The sequence below is a fragment of the Idiomarina solivarensis genome, from assembly GCF_033052755.1.
Taxonomy (GTDB): Bacteria; Pseudomonadota; Gammaproteobacteria; order Enterobacterales; family Alteromonadaceae; genus Idiomarina.
This window is the reverse complement of record NZ_JAVFHZ010000005.1, coordinates 141,641-163,307: the sequence shown is the minus strand read 5'-3', so window position 1 is coordinate 163,307 and position 21,667 is coordinate 141,641. Positions and strand designations below refer to the sequence as shown.

At 45.8% G+C, this 21,667-nt stretch carries 23 protein-coding genes; 12 read left to right on the top strand and 11 right to left on the bottom strand.

Features of this window, described 5'->3' with window-relative positions:
- Window positions 1-66: 66 nt before the first annotated feature.
- Both RBK99_RS09875 and RBK99_RS09870 read right to left on the bottom strand, forming a co-directional pair.
- Window positions 67-1,932: a DUF885 domain-containing protein gene (locus RBK99_RS09875; RefSeq protein ID WP_317504438.1), complete on the bottom strand. Its 1,866-nt coding sequence runs from the start codon at window positions 1,930-1,932 to the stop codon at window positions 67-69.
- A gap of 128 nt (window positions 1,933-2,060) precedes the next feature.
- Entirely contained in the window at window positions 2,061-2,333 is a 273-nt protein-coding gene (locus RBK99_RS09870; RefSeq protein WP_317504437.1) for a TFIIB-type zinc ribbon-containing protein, read from the bottom strand.
- A gap of 194 nt (window positions 2,334-2,527) precedes the next feature.
- Here RBK99_RS09870 and RBK99_RS09865 point away from each other — a divergent pair, with 194 nt between their 5' ends.
- The 5 genes from RBK99_RS09865 to RBK99_RS09845 all read left to right on the top strand — a co-directional run bounded on the left by RBK99_RS09865 (window position 2,528) and on the right by RBK99_RS09845 (window position 6,441).
- Complete coding sequence (locus tag RBK99_RS09865) at window positions 2,528-3,562, top strand: sodium:calcium antiporter (protein WP_317504436.1); 1,035 nt, start codon at window positions 2,528-2,530, stop codon at window positions 3,560-3,562.
- A 25-nt stretch (window positions 3,563-3,587) separates the two neighbouring features.
- The gene (locus RBK99_RS09860) at window positions 3,588-4,151 is read left to right on the top strand and encodes a 3'-5' exonuclease (RefSeq protein WP_317504435.1); all 564 of its coding nucleotides are present in this window, start codon (window positions 3,588-3,590) and stop codon (window positions 4,149-4,151) included.
- A 171-nt stretch (window positions 4,152-4,322) separates the two neighbouring features.
- Window positions 4,323-4,958: a DUF2975 domain-containing protein gene (locus RBK99_RS09855; protein WP_317504434.1), complete on the top strand. Its 636-nt coding sequence runs from the start codon at window positions 4,323-4,325 to the stop codon at window positions 4,956-4,958.
- Window positions 4,958-5,170 (top strand): helix-turn-helix domain-containing protein, encoded by a 213-nt coding sequence (locus RBK99_RS09850; protein ID WP_317504433.1) that lies wholly within the window; start codon window positions 4,958-4,960, stop codon window positions 5,168-5,170. The genes RBK99_RS09855 and RBK99_RS09850 overlap by 1 nt, the downstream gene beginning before the upstream one ends.
- A complete protein-coding gene (locus tag RBK99_RS09845) occupies window positions 5,167-6,441 on the top strand; it encodes a serine hydrolase domain-containing protein (RefSeq protein WP_317504432.1) in 1,275 nt (424 codons plus the stop codon). Before RBK99_RS09850 ends, RBK99_RS09845 begins: the two co-directional genes overlap by 4 nt.
- Window positions 6,442-6,462: 21 nt before the next feature.
- Here the strand turns inward: RBK99_RS09845 and RBK99_RS09840 are convergent, their stop codons facing one another.
- Both RBK99_RS09840 and RBK99_RS09835 read right to left on the bottom strand, forming a co-directional pair.
- Window positions 6,463-6,759 (bottom strand): hypothetical protein, encoded by a 297-nt coding sequence (locus RBK99_RS09840; RefSeq protein WP_317504431.1) that lies wholly within the window; start codon window positions 6,757-6,759, stop codon window positions 6,463-6,465.
- 52 nt (window positions 6,760-6,811) lie between these two features.
- The gene (locus RBK99_RS09835; RefSeq protein WP_317504430.1) at window positions 6,812-7,915 is read right to left on the bottom strand and encodes a Fic family protein; all 1,104 of its coding nucleotides are present in this window, start codon (window positions 7,913-7,915) and stop codon (window positions 6,812-6,814) included.
- A 407-nt stretch (window positions 7,916-8,322) separates the two neighbouring features.
- Here RBK99_RS09835 and RBK99_RS09830 point away from each other — a divergent pair, with 407 nt between their 5' ends.
- A complete protein-coding gene (locus RBK99_RS09830; RefSeq protein ID WP_317504429.1) occupies window positions 8,323-8,457 on the top strand; it encodes a zinc ribbon-containing protein in 135 nt (44 codons plus the stop codon).
- A 261-nt stretch (window positions 8,458-8,718) separates the two neighbouring features.
- Window positions 8,719-11,916 (top strand): hypothetical protein, encoded by a 3,198-nt coding sequence (locus RBK99_RS09825; RefSeq protein WP_317504428.1) that lies wholly within the window; start codon window positions 8,719-8,721, stop codon window positions 11,914-11,916.
- Window position 11,917: 1 nt separating this feature from the next.
- On the opposite strand, the gene RBK99_RS09820 is transcribed toward RBK99_RS09825, so the two are convergent.
- Window positions 11,918-12,139 (bottom strand): helix-turn-helix transcriptional regulator, encoded by a 222-nt coding sequence (locus RBK99_RS09820; protein ID WP_317504427.1) that lies wholly within the window; start codon window positions 12,137-12,139, stop codon window positions 11,918-11,920.
- Window positions 12,123-12,362 carry a helix-turn-helix domain-containing protein gene (locus RBK99_RS09815; RefSeq protein WP_317504426.1) on the bottom strand — a complete coding sequence of 80 codons (240 nt, stop codon included), beginning with the start codon at window positions 12,360-12,362 and terminating at the stop codon, window positions 12,123-12,125. The genes RBK99_RS09820 and RBK99_RS09815 overlap by 17 nt, the downstream gene beginning before the upstream one ends.
- Window positions 12,363-13,176: 814 nt before the next feature.
- On the opposite strand from RBK99_RS09815, the gene RBK99_RS09810 reads away from it, so the two are divergent.
- Window positions 13,177-13,482 (top strand): hypothetical protein, encoded by a 306-nt coding sequence (locus RBK99_RS09810; protein ID WP_317504425.1) that lies wholly within the window; start codon window positions 13,177-13,179, stop codon window positions 13,480-13,482.
- 72 nt (window positions 13,483-13,554) lie between these two features.
- On the opposite strand, the gene RBK99_RS09805 is transcribed toward RBK99_RS09810, so the two are convergent.
- The 4 genes from RBK99_RS09805 to RBK99_RS09790 form a co-directional block, all read right to left on the bottom strand.
- Window positions 13,555-14,379, bottom strand: coding sequence for a hypothetical protein (locus RBK99_RS09805; RefSeq protein ID WP_317504424.1), 825 nt, complete (start codon window positions 14,377-14,379; stop codon window positions 13,555-13,557).
- A gap of 12 nt (window positions 14,380-14,391) precedes the next feature.
- Window positions 14,392-14,952 (bottom strand): helix-turn-helix domain-containing protein, encoded by a 561-nt coding sequence (locus RBK99_RS09800; protein ID WP_317504423.1) that lies wholly within the window; start codon window positions 14,950-14,952, stop codon window positions 14,392-14,394.
- A complete protein-coding gene (locus RBK99_RS09795) occupies window positions 14,943-15,722 on the bottom strand; it encodes a TIGR04255 family protein (protein WP_317504422.1) in 780 nt (259 codons plus the stop codon). The genes RBK99_RS09800 and RBK99_RS09795 overlap by 10 nt, the downstream gene beginning before the upstream one ends.
- A gap of 610 nt (window positions 15,723-16,332) precedes the next feature.
- A complete protein-coding gene (locus tag RBK99_RS09790) occupies window positions 16,333-17,196 on the bottom strand; it encodes a YicC/YloC family endoribonuclease (protein WP_317504421.1) in 864 nt (287 codons plus the stop codon).
- A gap of 201 nt (window positions 17,197-17,397) precedes the next feature.
- Here RBK99_RS09790 and RBK99_RS09785 point away from each other — a divergent pair, with 201 nt between their 5' ends.
- Window positions 17,398-18,291: an alpha/beta fold hydrolase gene (locus tag RBK99_RS09785; protein ID WP_317504420.1), complete on the top strand. Its 894-nt coding sequence runs from the start codon at window positions 17,398-17,400 to the stop codon at window positions 18,289-18,291.
- A complete protein-coding gene (locus RBK99_RS09780) occupies window positions 18,281-19,354 on the top strand; it encodes an RNA polymerase sigma factor (RefSeq protein WP_317504419.1) in 1,074 nt (357 codons plus the stop codon). Before RBK99_RS09785 ends, RBK99_RS09780 begins: the two co-directional genes overlap by 11 nt.
- Window positions 19,355-19,374: 20 nt before the next feature.
- Here RBK99_RS09780 and smrA read toward each other — a convergent pair whose 3' ends face one another.
- Window positions 19,375-19,962, bottom strand: coding sequence for a DNA endonuclease SmrA (gene smrA, locus RBK99_RS09775; RefSeq protein ID WP_317504418.1), 588 nt, complete (start codon window positions 19,960-19,962; stop codon window positions 19,375-19,377).
- Between the two features lie 135 nt (window positions 19,963-20,097).
- On the opposite strand from smrA, the gene rph reads away from it, so the two are divergent.
- Complete coding sequence (gene rph, locus RBK99_RS09770) at window positions 20,098-20,811, top strand: ribonuclease PH (RefSeq protein ID WP_317504417.1); 714 nt, start codon at window positions 20,098-20,100, stop codon at window positions 20,809-20,811.
- A 35-nt stretch (window positions 20,812-20,846) separates the two neighbouring features.
- Window positions 20,847-21,491, top strand: coding sequence for an orotate phosphoribosyltransferase (pyrE, locus tag RBK99_RS09765; RefSeq protein WP_317504416.1), 645 nt, complete (start codon window positions 20,847-20,849; stop codon window positions 21,489-21,491).
- The last annotated feature ends 176 nt before the right edge of the window (window positions 21,492-21,667 follow it).

Here is a 21,667-nt window from a genome sequence, read left to right as displayed (position 1 = left end):
CGCATCACCGAAATGTCGATGACGCGCTGAATATTTCACGGCTTTTGCCGGTTTGTATATTGTGCCTTAAGCGCTTTTCGTTTCGCTAATGTAGTCGTTTACGAATTGCTCAAGAATATTGAGCGGCACCGGGCCACTGCCCAGAATCACATCGTGGAACTCACGAATGTCAAACTTCTCACCGAGCTCAGACTTCGCCTTTTTGCGCAACCCCAGAATTTTATTCATGCCGATTTTATACGCGGTTGCCTGACCAGGCATCACTATATGCCGCTCAACCATTTTCACAGCGTCCGCTTTGGCGTTTGGCGTATTATTCACATAAAAATCGATACCTTCCTCGCGCGTCCATTTTTTGGCGTGAATACCGGTATCAACCACCAAGCGCACCGCTCGCCATAACTCCATCGCTAAACGGCCAAAATCAGAGTACGGGTCTTTGTAGAGGCCTATTTCTTTAGGCAGTTTTTCGGTGTAAAGCCCCCAGCCTTCGCTGTAAGCGGTGTAGCGTCCAAACCGACGGAATTTAGGAATGCCCTGTAGTTCCTGCTGAATGGCAATCTGCATGTGATGCCCCGGAATACCCTCGTGATAGGCTAATGCTTCCATTTGATAACTCGGCATCGATCCCATGTCATAAAGGTTGGCGTAATAAATGCCTGGACGAGTACCATCCATTGAAGGCTGTTGATAGAACGCTTTGCCTGCAGATTTCTCACGAAACGGTTCGACTGCTTTAACAATCATGTCTGCTTTAGGCTTATTAATAAACAGCTCATCGAGACGTCCACGCATATCATCGATAATAGCTTTCGCTTCATTTAAGTAGCGTTGACGGCCTTCTTCAGTATTAGGGTAAATGAAGTCCTGATTGTTGCGCATGTGCACAAAAAATTCCTGCAGAGTACCTTCAAAGCCCACTTTCTTCATAATGCCGCGCATTTCGTTATGAATACGCTCAACTTCGCTTAATCCAATTTGATGAATTTCTTCTGCGGTGAGATCGGTCGTAGTCGTGCGTTGCAGGGCATTATTGTAAAACGCCTCGCCGTTAGGGAATTTCCACGCACCATCTTTAGTACCTGCCTGCTCAGCAATACCTTCGAGCGCAGTAATCAAGCTTTCGTAGGCGGGTTTGACGGATTGCAGCATGGCTTTTCTGGCTGATTCAAGCAGCGTATTACGTTGCTCTTCGCTAATTTCCAGCCCCTCCACTTTCTTAGTGAAGTCGGCCCAAAGTGCACTGGATTCACCGTCGTCAAACGGTGCACCGGTAATGATATTTCGGCTATCGCTTATCACATACGGGTACACAAATTCAGGGGCTATAATTCCCTTCTCAACGCGTAACTGGAGGTTTTCTGCCAGCTGATCAAACAGCTCAGGCAAGCCATTGAGGCGTGAAATATAATCTTCTGCATCGTCCACGTTGCTTATGCTGTGCTGATTGATCAGCAATGACGCTACGCTCGAATGCATACCAAACATTTGGTTAACGGGGTAATTATGATGACGCCATTTAAAGTCAGAAATGTCGTTTTCTAACTGCTGCTTCATCAGCAGCCAGCTGATTCTGGTCTGTTCATTCAGCTTAGACTCGTCAATCGCTAACACTTGCTCTAAATGCTTTTTGTGAAGCGCTAAATCTTCCTTCGCCTGCTCTTCAGAAATATCATCCCATTTATCCTGGTCTTTTTTAATACCAAGATAAGACTGAAACATGGGACTGCGCATGACATTCGCCATAAAAATATCTTCGAACAGTTGGTTCGCTTTTTCTGATTCAGTTTGTGCGGTTTCTTGAGCCGCGTTTTCTGCCGTCGCGGTTTGCGTTTGAGCTTTCGTTGTTGCTTGTTCTTTCGCCGCATCAGAACACGCCGTGGTCATAAGCACGACCGAAATAGCCAGTGCAATACGTTTATATTCAAACATTCTTTTATCTCCTGTTGTTTTATAAACTTGATAACGGTTGTAGGGTTCGATGTCAATGCATAGACGACTGCGGGGGGAATGGCTGGGATAGATGGGAAAGCTCGTGCTGAACACACGAGCAACATTAATCAAAAATCAAACAGTTCACCAAGAAGGCCTTTTTTCTTCTTTTTGTAACCGTGCCGGCCTGAGTCTCCATAACCACCTTGGTATTGCGGCTGATGTTGCTGCGGGCGACTTTGCGGTTGTGCCGCGGGACGCTCATCGGCTGTTCGCTCAATGAGTTTATCAAGCTCGCCGCGGTCCAGCCATATACCTCGGCACTTAGGGCAGTAGTCAATCTCAATTCCCTGCCGATCAGTCATCATTAAGTTTTCTTCCGGACATACAGGACACTTCATGTGGTGCTCCATTCTTAATTCTAATTCGTGTTTTACTTTGTCTACAACATGTCAGCATTAGTTCCATTAAGTAGAGATAAAAGCACGGCGTTTCCAGCGCAGCTATCGCGCGGCTTGCTTCAAGACTGGGGTTTGATCAAACTACTGCGCTAGCTATACTCAGTTCATCCGTCGTTGTTTAGAGGAACGTGCATTTGTTTGACCCTGAAAGTTGGACCCTATTTCAGGGGCTGGTAGCTTTTGGCCTTTGTGCTCTGGTTATTGCTATCGCCGGTACGCGTATCACACGCATTGTCGACCAGCTTGCTGATCGCACCGGTATCGGCGAGGCTGCCGCAGGCGCTGTATTACTGGGTGCGACAACCTCGATTGGGGGTTCTGTGTTATCGGTTACCGCTGCGTGGAACGGTAACGCCGAACTAGCGATAAGCAACGCACTGGGTGGTATCGCGGTTCAAACCTTCTTTCTGGCGGTAGCAGACATGGTCTACCGACGCGCCAACCTTGAGCATGCTGCAGCGTCTGTCCCGAATTTGATGCAAAACGCGCTACTTATTACCTTACTGGCACTTATTCTCATAACACCGCTTTTGCCCAACATTACAATATGGGGCTTACACCCTTCCACACCGCTACTTTTTATTGTTTACGTGTACGGTATTCGCCTTGTGCACGGAGCACGTAATACACCTATGTGGGCACCGACAAAGACTCGAGAAACGCGCGAAGATAAGCCAGATGATATCCATCTTATGCCCTCGATGGCGCGACTCACGACTGAATTTTTTGTGCTCTTTGCTGTACTGGGCTTTGCAGGCTATATGCTGGAACCCTCGGCGACCGTCATTGCGGCAGAGACCGGACTGACCCAAACGATAGTTGGCGTTATGCTCACCGCTATTAGTACCTCAATTCCTGAGCTGGTCACTTCGGTGGCGGCGGTACGTCGCGGAGCCTTAACACTGGCTGTGGGGGGCATTATCGGTGGTAACGCTTTTGATACCTTATTCACCGCCGCTTCTGATATTGCCTACCGTAAAGGCTCGATTTACCACACCATGACCGACGGTACCTTATTCTGGGTGTGCCTGACGCTGTTAATGTCAGCCATTTTAATGATGGGCCTTATTCGGCGCGAGCGCGAAGGCCCCGCTCGCATTGGTCTGGAAAGCGTGCTTATCACAGTGCTTTATGTTGGCGGGGTATGGCTGTTGTTAAATCAAATTTAAAGGTTCTGGCGAGGAGTGACACATTTTGGATCCACAAAAGCTGATTCTGATTGTTGACCTTGAAGCCACCTGCTGGGAGGGCAACGTTGAGGGGTTAGAGCGCAAACAAACCGTTGATGATATGGAAATTATTGAGTTTGGTTGTGTTGTTGCAAAATTCGACGGGACCGTGGTGGATTCGCGATCCTTTATCGTACGACCGCAGTTACACTCAAAGCTGAGCCAGTTCTGTACGCAGCTGACAAGCATTACACAAAACGATGTTGATTCAGCGCCTGTTTATCAAAATGTTGTGTCTGAAATAAACCAATGGCTGGAGAGTTATAATCTGTCTGCCTGGGGCTCATGGGGTAATTACGACAAAAACCAAATTAATGCAGAATTTCGGCGTCATGGGTTAGCGCCTGAGTTCTTGTCTCGTCCTCATATCAACATTAAGCAGCAATGGCGTCAGGGTAAAGTCAGCAGCCGCAATGCTGGTTTGGATAATGCGCTGCAGTACCACGGCTTCAGCTTTGAGGGAACGCACCATCGGGGCATAGACGATGCCTTAAATATTGCCCGTTTGCTGCCTTTTATTGAATTTTAAAACAACGAAAATCCTAAGCCATCTGCCCCGTCTACTCTTGAATCTCACCAAAATCTCAATATTAATATTTATGTTTTACGTTTTACATTTTACGTTTTACGTAAAGTTACTATTGTAAAACGCTAAATATCTGTATATATTTTAGGCATAAATTAATTTTTCGAGTTGACTATGACCGTTAAAAATCTCTCCCGACTGATAAATTTAGCTTTAGTTGCGACTGTGTTAGTAACAGTAGTAACCAGTGTCTTTGCACTACTCCTGCCATACTTTGATGAGCACTTACTCACCACCTGGCAAATTGAGCTCAGCCATTCAGCTCAGTCGTTTAACGCAGTTCTTAAGGCCGGTGAATGGGGTATTGAAAAAAACCAGGGTGTTTTATTTATTCAAACATCCGGGTTTGGCTACGCAATTAGCCGTGCCATTACCATTCTTCTTATCGGTGGGCTTGTTACCTATGCCTTATACAGTTTTCGGACGTTCGCTGGTGATCTGCAGTCGGAGCGGCCATTCCAGGCCTCGACTCCCGACCTTTTGAAAAAAATGGGCCTGTCGCTGATTGCACTTGCTGCTCTACTTTATATTGAAGTTGTCACTCGTTTTTACCTTTTCATACCCAACGCAACAGACATCGCTGATTTTTATGTTACTCATATAAAGGTCTCTCCGCCTGATACCGAAACTTTTTTCATATTCCCGGGCGTGGAGTGGGGTTTAATCATCGCAGGGGTATTTCTTCTGGCCATTGCGAAAGCATTTGCACTGGGGCTCTCATTACAAACCGAAAACGACGAGATTATCTGATGCCAATTATTGTGAATCTTGACGTAATGATGGCCCGGCGAAAAATGAAAATGAAAGATCTGGCCGACGCCATCGACATATCACAAACCAACCTGTCACTTTTAAAAAACAGCCACGTTCGGGGCATCCGCTTTAATACCCTGGCTAAGTTATGTGAGGTTTTGGAGTGCCAGCCGGGCGACTTACTCGAGTATAAAGAGGATGAATCATGAAACAGCTCTCATTAATATTCTTGTGCTTCATATTAGTAGCATGTCAGGACTACGAGGTTGGCAAGCTCACCGACATTCCGCCCGAAGTTAAAGAAAGTGTTCGTGCGGCGGTTGATAATAAGCATCGGCCCGGTGTTGTCATTGGTTTGGTCAATCCTTCCGGTAGCTATTACTACAGCTATGGCGTCTCGCGATCAGGTAGTGATAAGGCTATTTCAGAACAATCTCAATTTGCGATTGGCTCCTTAACCAAGCTTTTTACGGCAGAGTTACTTGAATCTCTGGATGACCAAGGATCAGTAAGCAAAGAGAGGTTGGTGTCAGATATTTGGCCAATGGCTGAAGACAATGCAGGCACGCGCCTTATTCATTTAGCTGAGCATACTGCGGCTTTGCCAGAAGACTTACCTCACCAGACGCTCGCTGAAAATAATACAGATACATTGCTGAAGGCACTTTCCCGCAGCGCAACATTACCCGCAGATTATTCGTACTCAAGCGTTGGTATGGCAATTCTGGGCTTATCGCTGGGTAAGGTTAATGATTCTAACTTCAAAGCTCTGTTGCAAACAGAAGTGTTGTCGCCCCTTAAGCTGACCCAAACAGGCTATACACCGAATGCAGAGGCGGTTGCCTCTCGCCATCAAACCACCACACCCATTGAGTCTCAAATAGAGATACCGGAAGTTGCTTATGGGGCCGGGGGTCTATACTCAACGGCAACGGATTTAATACGCTTTTTGAAAAACGAAATGAGCCAGCCGACCCACTTAGGATGGAAGCACTATCAAAATGAAAGGTTTGAGGCTTTCTATCATGGGGGCGACGGCAATGGCCACCAGGCATTTATCGCCTTTCGTCCGGATAATGGCGTGGGCGTGGTCTTACTCAGTAACTCGTCCTCCGACGATGCGCTTCAGGATATAGCACTCCATTTAATTGACCCTAGAATGGATTTACCAGCCTTCGAGCACCGGCCTCACCCGCGGCTCGATAAAGAAGCATTAGCTTCATTTGTCGGTAGCTATCGACTTCTTGAGGACAGTGACAGTAACCGTATCGAATTGAACCTTGTTGATGATCGGCTGATTTATCACGAGCAAACGCCTGATGGCAAAACCGTTCGCAAAACACCGCTTTATGCCATTGATAACCAAACGTTTGAGCTAGTCGACGTGCCTGTGACTATTTCATTTAGTCGCGCAGATAAAGAACCCAATGCAACTCTGAGCTTTGGTGATCAAGCGTTCACGATGGTGCGGGTGGAATAAGGATACTGACCATGAAAAAACTTATTGAAGTGTGTGTTCCCGACAGGCTTCAATTTGCGCAGCGGGCAAGAGCTCACCTATTACAGGTTTAAGCGCCAACTGCACTTTAGGGATTAACGCCTGAAACTCGGCAAGTAATACGTCCTCATTGATGCTCTCGTTAAACACAAGTGTAACCTTCAGGCTTTGTGGAAAGCGCTGATAATTCACCTCATGAGTCAGCCAAATAAAACCTTCATGTTCAAATTTCGCAGCTTCGCAAACCTTGGTGAGCTCACGGATAATTTCACGTTCTAGCTTCTTGTCAGTTTTTCGCATAAATAAAGTCGTTATTAGTTTTATTGAAGAAGGTCGTGTGGCTGTTGATAAGCTAAGTGGAAACCTTATAACGCGTACTTCGGCCGCCCGCTTCTGTTTTATACAATAATCCTTGTTCAACCATATCCGCCAAATGGCGCGTGGCGGTTGCTTTGCTCACTTTAGCCACCGACTTATACTGCGACGCATTAATACCATCAGCAAAGTCACCATCTAATAATCGATTCAGCACCTTCTGCTGGTTAGGTTGAATAGTTTTGGCCGCATGGCGGGCCCAGAATTTGGCCTTAGCGACAACCCGATCAATTTTTATTAACGCAGCATCAATTGCCTCGGCAAGTGTTTGTAAAAACCAAACAAGCCAATGCGTTATATCAAGCCCATGTTTCTGGGTGTATTCCAGTATGTCGTAATAGGCTGTGCGATTTGCCAGAATAGCTTCCGACATCGCGAATAACCGAATACTTTGCCTGTCCGCCTGAGCCAGAGCTCTGTCGGTAAGCGCTCGAGTTATGCGCCCGTTACCATCTTCAAACGGGTGTATTGTTACAAACCACAAATGCGCAATCGCTGCCCGTAATACCGGGTCGTAGTGGGGGTCATGTTGCGTTTCGTTGTACCATTCAATAAAACTTTTGAGTGCTGGCTCTATATTGGCTCTTGGAGGCGCTTCGAAATGAACAGTCGGCCGTGTAACAGGCCCTGAAACAATTTGCATGGGTGCTTCACCACGCAAAACACCCGGTTCGACTTTTTGCATGAGCGATTCGTGATGTTCAAACACCCAGCGGTGCCAATTTAACAGCCATTCCAGGTTAACTGACTCATCCAAATTCGTCACTGCTGAACGCATCAAACTGGCTAACCCTTCCGACGAGCCGTCTGTTTTTACCGGTGAATTGTCATTAATACCGAGTTGTCGGGCTAAGGATGAGCGCACCGCGTATACATCAACCTTTTCACTCTCTATTGCTGACGATGCAACAATATTTGCCAGGAGTGTATCGAGACTAAACTCAGCGTCGTTCTCAACCAGTGCAGATTTACCTTTAAGCTGGCCAAGGCGATCGTAAATGCCACGCAGCAACGGTGCAAGCTGCTGTTGCTGCCACACCATATTCGGCCAGTCTTTATGTTGCCAGAGCCACGTGGTCACGATTGCTAATTGCCTTTTTTACTCTTGTGGTGAGCCGAATAAGTAATATATTCGGCTCATTTTATGAGTTTAATAGTAGATGTATTCGGCTCATTGTTCAAGTTTCGGGCAGTCAAACCAGGGAATCGTATAGAGGCTTAGGTTACTCGATGTTTTGGATCTTCTTATTGAAAACCGTTATAAATTCATTTAAATCAACATATTACGGTTTACTTGTCATACTTATTGAATTAGGCTAACCGCAATACTCGCCAATCTGCTTACCTGAATACATGCATATAAAGCAGTTTAAAATTTGACCACCTATTCTCTTTTCGATAACTTCATATTCGTCCAGCTTCTCACTGACTTCCCTAGTCAGTGAACGATGTAGCTTTTATTAGGGCTTATCTAAAAGGATAGCAACCATGTCTACTACTGGCGAACAACCTGGAACAGGCACTTACACCTGCGACAACTGCGGCGAGAGAGTAACGCTTGATGATCACGACGATACATTGCCGCCATGCCCGCGCTGCCACGAAACAGAATATACACCTTAAACAAAGTATTCAAAACTATGGTCAATGGGAGCTAGTGCTCCCATTTTTGTACAACACGTTAAGGTATGTAAGACCAAGTGGAATACTCTCTCTTTGCTGACGAAAGCGAAATCTAAATCGCCATTAGTCTGCTAGACACTCAATAGCCGTTTTTCAAATCGCTTCCATTCTCGAGATTTGTTGATAGATTGGTTACATTTAATCAGATGGTCCGTGAATCGGGATTCATAGGACTAATTATGGATTTACTAGGGAAAAGAGATGCTTTGGAAACTTGGGTGGTTAGTAAAATCCTTGAAGTATCAGGTCGCAAAAGACTTGCATGATACATTACATCAAAACCCCCATTTCTTAAGGAATCGATGGTCACCAGTTGAAATCTTCATCAACTTTTGTTCTCGTCATCCAATCTTAACAAGCATCTTTCTATTAGTATTTTTTACAGCCTTTGCTGTTGGACTTCAAGCTATTCACGAGTATGTAAAAGTTTACATTGCTGCGTACTCAGGTTCTTTTCGTTCTTTCTTACAATTATCACCCGTATTATTTGGCGCACAGGTTACCCTTTTAGCGCTCATTTTCCCGCTGGTAATAGCACTCATAGGATTGTTACTCCGAGGTCGAGCTGCCAATGAATCCCTGTGGACTATCTATCGCCAACATTCAAGCTTTATGCTGGTTGGATTAAGTTCAGTAAGTTTTTGCATTTTTTATATATCAGCAAATGTAATCGACCCATTCTTATCGTATAGCGGACGTATTGCTTTCACCTCAACTTCTGCAATTTGGTTTACAGTAAATATCTTGCTATCCGCCAGATTTTTATGGAGAACAATTCAATTCCTATCAGCAAATTCACGAGACAAAATTGTACGCAACTACGTCATCAATACCATTGCACGTGAAGATATTAAAAATCGGCTCATGGCTATTCACAGCAACCTTGCTGTTACTAATCAATTAATTCAAAAAAAGTCAAGCAGTCAGATTAACCTAAAAGAATTCACAACGAAAACATATGAAAATGAGCTTTCTATTAGATGCAGACAACCCAAATATATCAAGAATATCTGGTACCGACTCATTCAGTTAGCACTATATCTAATAAACCTTCGAGCAAAGAAGAAAGAGTCTAAAATAGACCTCGTGGTCAGTATCAACTCGAACGGGTGGAGAAGCTCGGAACATTTGATCGCGAAGTCTGATACTGATGTATTTACGAGCCTTGTCCGTTTTTTATTTACACAAGCAGTGCGCTTATCCTCAAGCGACAAGCAAGTTAAATTAACAATTGAGCAAGTGATCCAAACTATCCTAAGCGATCTTGAAAACGCACTTAAAGAAAACAACTACTTTGAGTTTGAAAACGCTCAGAATCGCCTTGCGAGTATCCAGAATGAACTTCAGGTTTCACTCAACTTTCTTAATGACGATGACGAACAGGATAACTGGTTACTTTTACCGGAGAGCTCTTGGACGGCCCGAACTCCCATAAATGCTTTTATAGAAATTACGCGTAAAATATCTAGCAATGTCACTCGCCGGATTCAAACCGACAGCAGCTACTTCGAAAGTTGGTGCTACTTTTATCCAAGACTTTACACAACCGATGACAAAGCCACGCCTCTTAGAGTATCGAGAGCTTATATCGACGGGCATTTTTTTATATGGTCAGATCTAATGACCTGGCTAGCGGGTGAAGACGTGAAACGCCCAGCTATTGAGAGCATGTCGGATCGAGCCATAAAACACTTCGTAGGTAGCTGGGAAAGTTGGAATTATCTCTTAGGAAAAGAGTTTAAAACAATCCAAAGCCAGAACTTTCAGTGTACGTTGCATCACCTGAAGAGAACTGCCTGCATGATAGTTGAAAGTTTGAACAACAAAAATATAGAGGCCGCCGAATGGGCTACTGACATGTTGGCCTATTGGTACGAAAATTTCTCAAATGGTCAAACTAAAAATTACTACCCAGGAGGTCTACAGGAATTAATAACGACAGACCAAGCCAATCATAACGATAACGACTGGCTAGCTGTCACTTTGCGAAGTACTAATGTAGATAACTTAGAAAGTTTAATTGGTTCCGCTTTAGTTAATGTATGGACCGACATTCGAGTCGCCACCGCAGCATACATTCTAACCGGCACCAATGAGAGTGTGGATCATGCAAAAACATGCGTTAATTCTCTACTAAACTGTAAACGTTTGAAACCAACCGGGACAATTGATTTAGTTCACTCGCAAGTTTCAAAGCCTAGTGAATTACTAACATCTTTTCTAAGAATCAATCAGTTTGGTAAGGACTCATCAAGTTATAAGGAGTTCATTGGCGGACACATTGAAAGTATGCGACGAATAGAAGAGCCCGCATGGGTCCCAGGCCGTATATACTCTAGAGAAGGCTCCGGCGGAGAACTTAAAAAGTTAGTTCAGGTTTTTGGCATTGGTCAAAGCATTCGGACATTTTCACTTGGGAACTCTGTACAAAACTTGCTGGGTACCCCCGACTTCCCGCAGAGTGATAAGAACTCAATTATTTTTTCTCTCAAACAGCTGAAAACGCATGATAAGCGCGTAGCTTCATTAACATGTTCATATTTTGACATTGACCAAAACACTTTTGAAGAGCGAGCAGTAATATTTGATCAATCGATTGATAATGTAATCGGTTCTCTCCAAGCAGATATTGACGACCGCATCATTAAAGCAGGTATTGATGACGAACGGTTAGAAGAGATAGGTAAGCTTGCTAGCACAACATCATTTATCGAAGAGAAACCTCCTCTTCCAGTGAACCTATTTAAAGAGCCAATATACTTGTCTGAGTTTCAAGGTGAGTTATCAAAAGTAAATATAATCGACTACAGAAAAAGTGACGTTGCTCTAGGCCTCGAAGTAAACCGCTCAGTCAATGAAGCAGAATTCTTTGATTCTATTATAAGAAAGCGAGTGTCGACAGTTGTCTTTGACCAGGTGATTCAGAACGCTAATTGGAAAACGAATCATTATGCAAATGATATCAATATGCTTCGAAAAGCAGTGTTAGACAGTAAGCACATTACCGAAAATCAGCAAACACCTATTTTATTCATTGGGCCATGGGGTATTTTTGAAATGCTTGACTCAGCTCGATGGAAACAAGCTAACTCGCTTAAGGAGATTCCATTTGATTTGTCCTTTCAAAGTGGGCAACCCCCTGAGTATATTTGCCATCTAGAAGACATCGCCGTTTTCCGAATGCCAAATGGTAACGCCGATTTTTCCCTGTTATTGCCCGAGGAGTCGTTTCACAAAATCTCATTCAAGCAATTTGAACCGGGTAGGTTTGTCAGAGCAACATTCGAACCATCAAAAAACGACCCTCTGACAGGGACATTGAGTTTAGAATTCGGTGTAAGTGCGGAGATCGCAGGCGACTTTTTCTTCCGTTACGAAACGACACAAAAAAGTTCATAGCCTAGCGCCCCCCGTTAACTCTATTCCAATCGAAAACTTCCGATAACAACCACCGCTTTATCGCGCCAATTCGATAAACCGGTGGCGTCTTGCCTTGACGCTCAAGCCTCCACCATGTTGTCCGGCTGATGCCGGTTATCTCTTCTCTCAGCTTATCATCAATGTACTGATCAAACGGCGCAAATAGTGACGTTTGAGTTCGCTTATTATTTTGTCGGGGCATAACTTTTCTGAATCCATGCATCAACCTCAGAACGCTTAAACATGACTCGTTTGCTAGGCTTGAAGTGGGGAATCTCTTTTCGGTGCGTGAGTTTGTAAATGGCCGAACGGGACAAGCCCAAGTATTTGGCGCATTCCTCTACCGTCATGTATTCTTTCGTTACCAGTTGGATTTTCTTCAATTCTGTCATTGCTTGGCTAATAAGCTTTAACTCCGGCGACATCGGCATGCTCCTCGTGTGTCTTGCTTTTCAATCAATGCACCTAGCTTACCGCTGCTTGCGCCTATACCACCGGTCTGTAGCTTCCCATTTTGGGCAGTTAGAGCTGTTTACCCCTTTTTTTATTCACAATTCAGCGCAGCTAATAATTGTGTATTTGTATTTTTTAATTGATTTAATTGGTGTCAGAACGCCACCTTTTTACAGCTCTCGAAGACATTGGGAATGCGCTAGTTTAAAGCTTTATTCTGGTAGGTGCATGCACGTGTTTTATGAATAAGTGTACGTATCACAATAGGTAAACGCACGCGGCACTTCGGGTTATCTCAACGACTTAATCAACGGTCAATTCGGTACTTGCGGGCATTCACGATTAACAAAGTAACTTTGAAGGTAGAAACACGTGGATAAAGGCAGTTATATAACACTAATTGCGGACCGCTTTGTTACACTCGCAAATACACCAAAACCTATTGCAGTCCAAGAGAAGTCAACCATATCACTCTCCGTTGAAAAACAATTGTGAATAAATCTGTTTAAGTGTTGAATTTTTAACCCAAAAACCCCACTTAATCCACAAGGCAAGGATTTCGCTTGTACCCCGCTGATACTTTTAGTCTAAATTTCCATGAGGATGATCGCATGGCTAAGACAACAAGCGGCAAAAAGAAGGTTCACGTTCCTGCGCACACCAAGAAAGATGGCACGAAGGTTCCTGAACACTATCGCTCGACGCCGAACTAACGTTATCAGGGGCAGTTTGCAGTCGCCCCTTCCTTAACCCCATTAAATAGCAAATCTATTACAAGGAAGGGCAATGATTAAAGTCATAATCAACGAGCAAGACCGAATTTGGGATAGCAGCCAAGTAGGGTGGCTCAACGGCACAATAAATGAGTTACAAAAAGCAGGTGAGCCTGTCTGCGTGAGAGTACTAATCGAGTATGGTGATATCAACTTATGCCTAAGCGCTGGAATCTGCAATAACTCGGGGGGCGGCGGTCGCCCATTGAACACGCACGAAAATGAAATTGTTGAATACTGGAACCGACTAGATGTAGAGGCTCCCCCTTTGAATAGCGGTAAACTCGTCGCCTTTTTGAACCAAATTAAAACCCAATAAGAGTCTGACTATGACCTTATTTGATCGAGCTTACAGTTCCAGATAGTGCACTATAAGAACTCTAGAATAATATTATTTCATTACTTCTACAGGTAGAGCTGTGCCGGTGCTATAAGAAAGATCATCATAATAGAAACGCTTAAACCTACGGATAACAGCAATCGAAATTTCATCTTCTCGTGCTAGCCGAATACTGACATCCATTTGGGCGGCGCGTAATACCTCTGCATGTTTTTCAAGTGCTGATTCGGCGGCACCAATATCACCATCAAAGTCTACCGGAATTGTTCCCAAGAGGTTTACTCGGTACCGCTCACCATCGGATATTTCATCAAAAGGATGGATTTCAACGTACATTCCAGACAGCTCATTAGTTGCTTTCTTTGCCTTTTGCCTGAGCTTACCTTTACGGTCCGCTGTATCAATCCGTCTATTGAACTCACTGGGTAAAGCTGGACGCGAGTACCTAGCGGCAAGCCAATCAGAAAAATGTCGCAAGTCGTATTCTTCAAATAACCTCGCATCATCAGGAGAGCGTTCTGAAAACCAAGCTTTAGCTATGAATTGTTTATCAAAGGCTTTAATTTCTATGAGTTTTTCTTCCGATAGAGAATTGCTACCAACTCTTTGAATGAACCTCGTGTGCAGTATTCGAGCATTTTTGTTATGCCGATAATTGCCATTTAAACTATCCAAGCCGCCTTGCACAAAATAAACCTCAACATTAGGTTCAAGCACTAGGCTATCGTTCGCGATATCACAAGACTGCGAGGCTACAACGGCATAGTACTCAAATTTAGGCTCTAGCCCGCACAGGTTTGCAAGCTCTGCCGCATCCTCATCCCTAAGAATTGAACCTTGCCGCCATCCATTTTCTTCGAGTTTGCTTCCCATCATAACTCGTAACCTTTAAGCAAATGGATCTGACAATGGTTTGTTCTTTGCTCCACGCAACATTAATCTGTTGCCTGCAAATAAAATTAAGTCCTTTTCACCCTTTTTAATAAGGTCGAACAGAGAAAGCTCGTCAATTACCGGTTCACGCAGTTGCTCACTAGGAAGTGGTAAGCCGCTTTTCACCCATTCATTTGCGGTCATTTGGAGCTCATGAATATGAATCAGCGTATTAGAACGTGGTGCAACACCCTCAATCCAGTTATATATCGTTTTCCTGGTAGTTCCTAAAACCTCAGCAAGCTGCTCTTTGGTTAGTCCGAAAGTTCCACAGATTTTCTCTACCGCAATAGCGATTGAGTTCCCTGTTTGAACTACGAAAGAAATTCCTGCTCCGCTGTGAGATTGCGCTAGGGTTACGGTGAACTTTCCCCCGGAACCATGAACTACTCCAGGGATAGGGGACTCTAAGTCCTTACACGTCAGCGTTATAGCTGGTTGCGATGCCCGTTTACTATAAATGTACCCTTGAAGATCTTGAGTTGCTAAATTGAAATCTGGGGCAGCTAATTCCATTTTTCGTCCCTCGCAAAATCTGTAGTGACTTCCCAAAACGCTGCTCGTGACGCGTCGTGTAGATCAGAAAGTCTGTTAAGGACCTCATCACAGTTGAAAGACACTGATTCGTCACCCGCTTCCCAAATGTGATCGAAGTCAAGAATTAACCTTAATGACGGTGAGTCATCACGCTTAATTTGCACCGGAACATTATCAATATCGGGTGGACAGGTTAGAGGCATCTCACCAAACCAGGAGCGAATAGATAGCGTCCCATGTCGTGTTTCAACATAGTTCTCTGTTTTCAGGTGTCGCGTTCTCCCTATTCCTGCCGTCGTTGCTGTAGGAATAAACTTTCTATCAACTAACCGAGTGAAATCATCTTCATTATCAGCAGTAATTAAATCACAATACCTTAACCCAACTCTTAATAGTAATGAGGGCTCTATGATTTCAATAACCTTATCAAGAACGTTTCTACAAGCTTCAGCGAAGCCCTCGAACCGCGGATATGCATTAGTAAAGTAAATTAGTCGATCTTGACTGATATCAAAAGCATGCTTTTTATCACTTGATGCAAATGACCACCGGCTAATAGAGGTGAGTTCTAAACCATCAGGTTTCACGTGAACGGACTGTTCTGCACTTTTACGGAATGTAGGGTACTGTTTCCGAAGCATTTCTTGGAGCTCCGGAATGTATTGCTCAATTTGCAGAATTTGGGAAAACCGAAACTCGGCAAGTACCAGCTTAAGCGGCTGATTCTCAAGCTTTTTATAGTCAGTCACACCAATAATCCTTATTGTTTGGTCAGCAGCGGGACGAAATTATACATTAAATTACACACTGCCTCTATCAATGTATGTGACATCCAAAAGTTTAGCAAGTTTCCTTTTGGGGTATGTTTAATTCATTCCCACCCAAACCAGCGGCTCAATAACATCAGCAACCTTTTGGTGCACCTGCTGCCGTGTATGTGATGGTTATCTCTTGGAAGCCACCTACCTTTTGATATCATTTTCGCACACAAACAGGTTATGTCATCCGGTTTACAACTAGCAGACGTAGTCGCACGTCCTATTGGGTTAAAAACATTAAGACCAGAGCAAGAAAATCGTGCGTTTGAATCACTACAACCGAAATTCTACTGTGAAGGTGGAAGATGCTCTGTTGGTGAAGGGTATGAAGGAATAGGAATGATGGTTTACCCTACTCCAAAAAGCGAAAAGCCCCAGTGAAACCACTGAGGCATTAGAGCCGACCGGGACTGCCCAATCCATTTAAACGTAAGTTTGGCCGAGCATTTCACTCTTGTCAACTATCAGTTGAGTACAAGTCAGCCAAATTAGACATATGAGATCTCACCTGCGGTAGAACCGCAGGCTACGCCAGAACCCATTATTCCAAGTTTTGGATCTGCTCCCTCATCTGTTCAATCAGCACCTTCAACTCAACCGCCGCAGCGGTGATATCGGCGTTAATCGACTTAGAGGCTAAGGTGTTCGCTTCGCGGTTGAACTCCTGCATCATAAAGTCCAAGCGACGTCCGCAGGGGCCACCCTTTTTCAAAATTTTGCGGGCTTCTTCAACGTGTGCGTCTAAGCGGTCGAGCTCTTCGGCTACGTCGGTCTTTTGCGCCAGCATGACCATTTCCTGCTCTACGCGCTGCGGGTCGAGCTCTACTTTGGCTTCTTCAAAGCGAGTTAGTAAGCGCTCACGTTGCCATGCCATTACGTCGGGCATGCGTTCGCGCACAAAGGCCACTTGTTTGGTTACACCGTCCAGGCGCTCCTGCAACATTTTATCAATGGCGGCGCCTTCGCTTTTGCGGTTTTCAATGAAGTCGCTGGTGGTCTGCTCCAGTGCGGCCAGAACCTCTTTTTGCAGCTCATCCATGTCTTGATCCTGAGCAGCAACCACACCGGGCCATTTTAGAACATCAATGGGGTTTAACTGGCCTGCGGCAGAATGCTGGCTCACCCATTTAGCGCTGGCTATCACACTTTTCGCAAGGTCTTCGTTAATGGACAAAGCGCTTTGTTGGGCTTCATCCACCTGCAGGCTCAGTTTGCATTCCACTTTGCCCCGCTGCAGCTTTTTACGAAACTGCTCACGCAATGAGTTTTCCAGTGAACGGAAGGTTTCCGGCAAACGGAAGTAAGTTTCCAGATAACGCTGGTTAACGGAGCGAATTTCCCAAACGGCGGTGCCCCAGTCGGCTTTGTGCTCATAGCGGGCATAGCCAGTCATACTTTGAATCATGTCGGTTCCTTTGCTGTTAAACAGCCGTTGCGGATGACGTTGTAATGACAATGTGCGCTGATAGTACCTGTGATCAGTGCCAAGGTGAAGTCAAAGCAGTGACAAATAAGTTGTCACACTTTTACTCGCCAACCTGACTTTATTAGTGAACTTGTCAATTTTGAGTTTTAAAACCACAGAATCACAACCGAGGATACAAAAATGAAGTTCACTATAACGATTTTTCTTACCACCTTATTCGCCAGTATAAATACAGTATCAGCCGATGAAAACTCCGACAGTATTTCAAGCAAAGTGTCTGGCAGTGGCGAAGACGTGGTGCTTATTCCCGGACTTATGAGCGACAGTCGTGTTTGGCAGGACACCGCTAAAGCACTAGAGAAGAACTATCGGGTTCATCAGCTTAGTATTGCCGGGTTCGGCAGCCAGCCATACAACCCAGCATTGCGTCAGCACTTTACCCAACCGGTGGTTGACGCTGTCAGCAACTACATCAATCAGCAAACGTCGGGCAATGCTGCCGTTGTGGGCCATAGTCTGGGCGGCTTCCTAGGCTACAAGTTAGCACTGACCGATACGCCTAACGTCAGTTGCGTCATCTCTGTCGACGGTGTTCCGTTCTTTTCCTCCTTAGTCATGATGACCCCGTCATTCACGGCTGAGCAGGCAGAGCCGCAGGCGAAGCAATTGCTCTCCTCTTACCAGCAAATGTCTGCAGCAACCATGGCACAGCAGACCAAAGCAGGAATGGCACGGCAAACAGCTTCTACAGCGGGACAGCAAACCATCATGGCAATGGCAAAGACTTCAGACCCGAAAACTGTGGGACGCGCCATGTACGAACTGATGACGACCGACCTAAGAGCACAGCTTAATCAACTATCAGTACCGGTATTGCAAATGGCCGCGACCGGAGCCATACCGGCAGCGTACCGTTCATCAGCCATTCAACATTATCAAAACCAAGTGAGTGGTAGTGATCTTGTAACCTTGGTAGAGTTTGATCAGGCACGCCATTTTATTATGTGGGACCAACCACAAGCGTTCATTAAGCAAACCACCGACTTTATTGAGGAGCGTTGTCATGCCCAGTAACACCGCTGCATTAACCCGACACGTCGAACAGGCGCAAGCGGGCAATAAATCGGCTTTTGCTGAAATTGTTCAGCGCACACAAAATTTGGTGACCAGCGTTGCGCTTGCCATCGTGCATGACGTTAAGGCCAGTGAGGACATAGCCCAGGAAGCCTATATACTGGCCTGGCAAAAAATAAACCAGCTGAAACAAGCACAAAGCTTCCTGCCCTGGCTTCGTCAGACCACGCGCCATTGTGCTTATCAGTGGCTTGAGAAAGAAAAACACAATCACCGTCAGCGGCAGCAATCTCTGGACGCGGAACTCGAACAGTTGATATCCACAGAACAGCCGGACGAAGCTTTTACCCAGCAACAGCGACAACAGATTATTGCACAAGCGCTAACCCGGCTCCCCGACGACAGTCGCGATATCGTGCTGCTGTATTATCGCGAGCAACAATCCAGTGAGCACGTTGCTGAACTGCTGGGTATTGACTCCGCAACAGTGCGCAAGCGTTTGTCCCGTGCCCGCAAAGCGCTTGCAGAAGACTTACTGGGCCGGGTAGGGAAAGCCGCCTTACTCAGTGCTCCGTCGCTCAGCGTCACCACAATACTCAGCACCGCACTAACATTAGGCAGCCCACCGGCAGCTGCGGCTGGCTTATCGGCTACCGGCGCGCTCAGTAGCGGAATCAAGTGGATTGCCGTTTTAGGCATTGCAGCGGTCGGTATTCTTGGCGGATTAGCAGGCTTGTTTATAGGATCACGTCAGGCACAGAAATACGCACCAACGGCAGAGGCACGGCAACAGTTAGTACGCTTGCGAAATCACGCTGCGGTATTTCTGATAGCCATTGGTGGCCTGTTTTTTGCCAGTTATGAGCTGGACCCCGGCTGGATTCTTCCGCTTGCGACCTACAGTTTGTTAGTGTCTGGCATCATGTACTATCAAGTTCAGGTGCAGCGTCACGTTAATAACCCAAAATCAAAACGCTGGAGCTGCTATTTAGGCGCTATTCTGGGTTTTGGTGGCGGGGGAATATCCTTCATCGCGGGTTTAATCATGAGTGGCCGACTCTAGTCGGCCATCACCTTACTCAGTTACCGCTTTGCGTGCTTTTCGCGGTTCTTTTGTTTCTGTTCTGCGTTCTTTTTCATCATTATGTAAGCTGCGCCGCGGCCTCCATGGGGTCGCTGTGCGCTATGAAACGCCAGTACAGGTTCCAGCTCGCGCAGCCATTTATTCACATAACTTTTTATCAGTGCCGGGTGCGGTTTCGTATGTTTACCCATACCGTGAATGATTAAAGCCGTACGTACTCCGGCGGCATGGCAGTCTTTCACAAAATTAAACAATGCCGTGCGCGCTTCTGCCAAAGTATGGTGGTGCAGGTTCAGGCTGGCTTCCATGGTATAGCGACCTTGTTTCAAACGTTTATAAACACCGGCCTGAACCCCGTCACGATGAAACTCAATAACATCGTTAGGCTCAACCAAATCTACATACTCGGTCGAGAGAAAGTTTTCGTTTTCAGCTTCTTCCGCCTCAGCAGCACGGCGACGCTCTTTTTGCGCCAGTGTCGGTTCAAAAGCCTGCTTAATATCGGCTACTTCTTCGCCAGCCAAGGGCGTTACGTCCGTCATTTCCTGACGAAACAGTTCAAATTCTTCATCATCTGAACGCGACATACTGCCTCCCGTCCATATTCTGTTACTGGGTCTAGTGTAATACGTTGCTGCGCGAATCGCGATCCATTCATTATGCAATTCTGCTACAATTGCGCCCAATTTCATATTGCGACATTCACTCAGTAAGGAGATGACATGCGTCCAAGTGGCCGTACGGCACAACAAATTCGACCGGTAACCATTACCCGTAACTTTACCAAACACGCAGAGGGCTCGGTTTTAATTGAGTTTGGCGAAACCAAGGTGCTTTGTAATGCATCGGTAGAGCGCGGCGTTCCACGCTTTTTAAAGGGCAAAGGTCAGGGATGGGTCACCGCTGAGTACAGCATGTTACCGCGTGCCACGCATACCCGTTCTGCCCGTGAAGCGTCTCGAGGCAAACAAGGCGGTCGTACCTTAGAAATTCAGCGCTTAATTGGCCGTTCATTGCGTACCTGTATCGATATGAGCGCTTTAGGTGAACACACCATTACTATCGACTGTGACGTGATTCAGGCTGACGGTGGCACCCGTACCGCTTCTATCACCGGTGCTTGCGTGGCGTTAGTTGACGCTCTGAACTGGATGCGCGGTCAAGGTATGGTCAAAGTGAACCCGCTAAAAGAAATGGTCGCAGCAATTTCAGTCGGTATTTTAGACGGCGAACCGGTCAGCGACCTGGAATACATTGAAGACTCTAAAGCTGACACTGACATGAACATTGTGATGACAGAAGCCGGCAAGTTTATTGAAATTCAGGGCACAGCCGAAGGCGAAGCCTTCAGCCTGGAAGAAATGAACAGCTTGGTTGATATGGCCCGTCACAGTATTCGTGAATTGATTGATATTCAAAAGCAAGCATTAGCATAAACGTTGGCTTAACCCAGGCGAGGAAGAAGCAGACAATGAAAGCGTACCAAAAAGAGTTTATTGAGTTTGCCATTGAGCGTGGTGTATTAAAGTTTGGTGAATTTACCTTAAAGTCAGGCCGCACCAGCCCGTACTTTTTTAATGCCGGGTTGTTCAATAAAGGTTCCGACCTTGCCCGCTTAGGTCGCTTTTATGCCGCCGCGCTGGTCGACTCTGGTATTCATTTTGATGTGCTGTTCGGCCCCGCTTACAAAGGTATTCCTATTGCCACGGCGACTGCCGTCGCTTTGTACGACCAGCACGACCAGGACACGCCTTATTGCTTTAACCGCAAAGAAAAGAAAGACCACGGTGAGGGCGGTAATTTAGTGGGCTCTCCACTGGAAGGCAAAGTGATGCTGGTGGATGACGTGATTACCGCAGGCACCGCTATTCGTGAGGCCATGGAAATTGTTCAGGCTAACGGCGCTGAGCTTTCCGGAGTGTTGATTGCGCTCGACCGTCAGGAGAAAGGCAAAGGCGAACTGTCGGCCATTCAGGAAGTGGAGCGTGATTTTGGTGCTCAGGTGGTCAGCATTGTCAGCTTGAATGATGTCATCACCTTTTTGAAAGATGACGACACCTTTAAAGAATATCTACCCAAAGTTGAAGCGTATCGCGCCGAATTCGGCGTCGCCTGATACTTATTTCGTAGCCTGACATTCATATCAGGCGGGATATCGGGGAATAAGAGTGCGTCTGGCGGTTGCGAGGGGCCTTATGGAGGTGTGCAGCGCCATGGATGGCGCTGCTCAAGCCCTACAAGGATGTATTCACGGGCGTCCTCCAAAAGACCCCTTGTAACCTCAGCACTTGT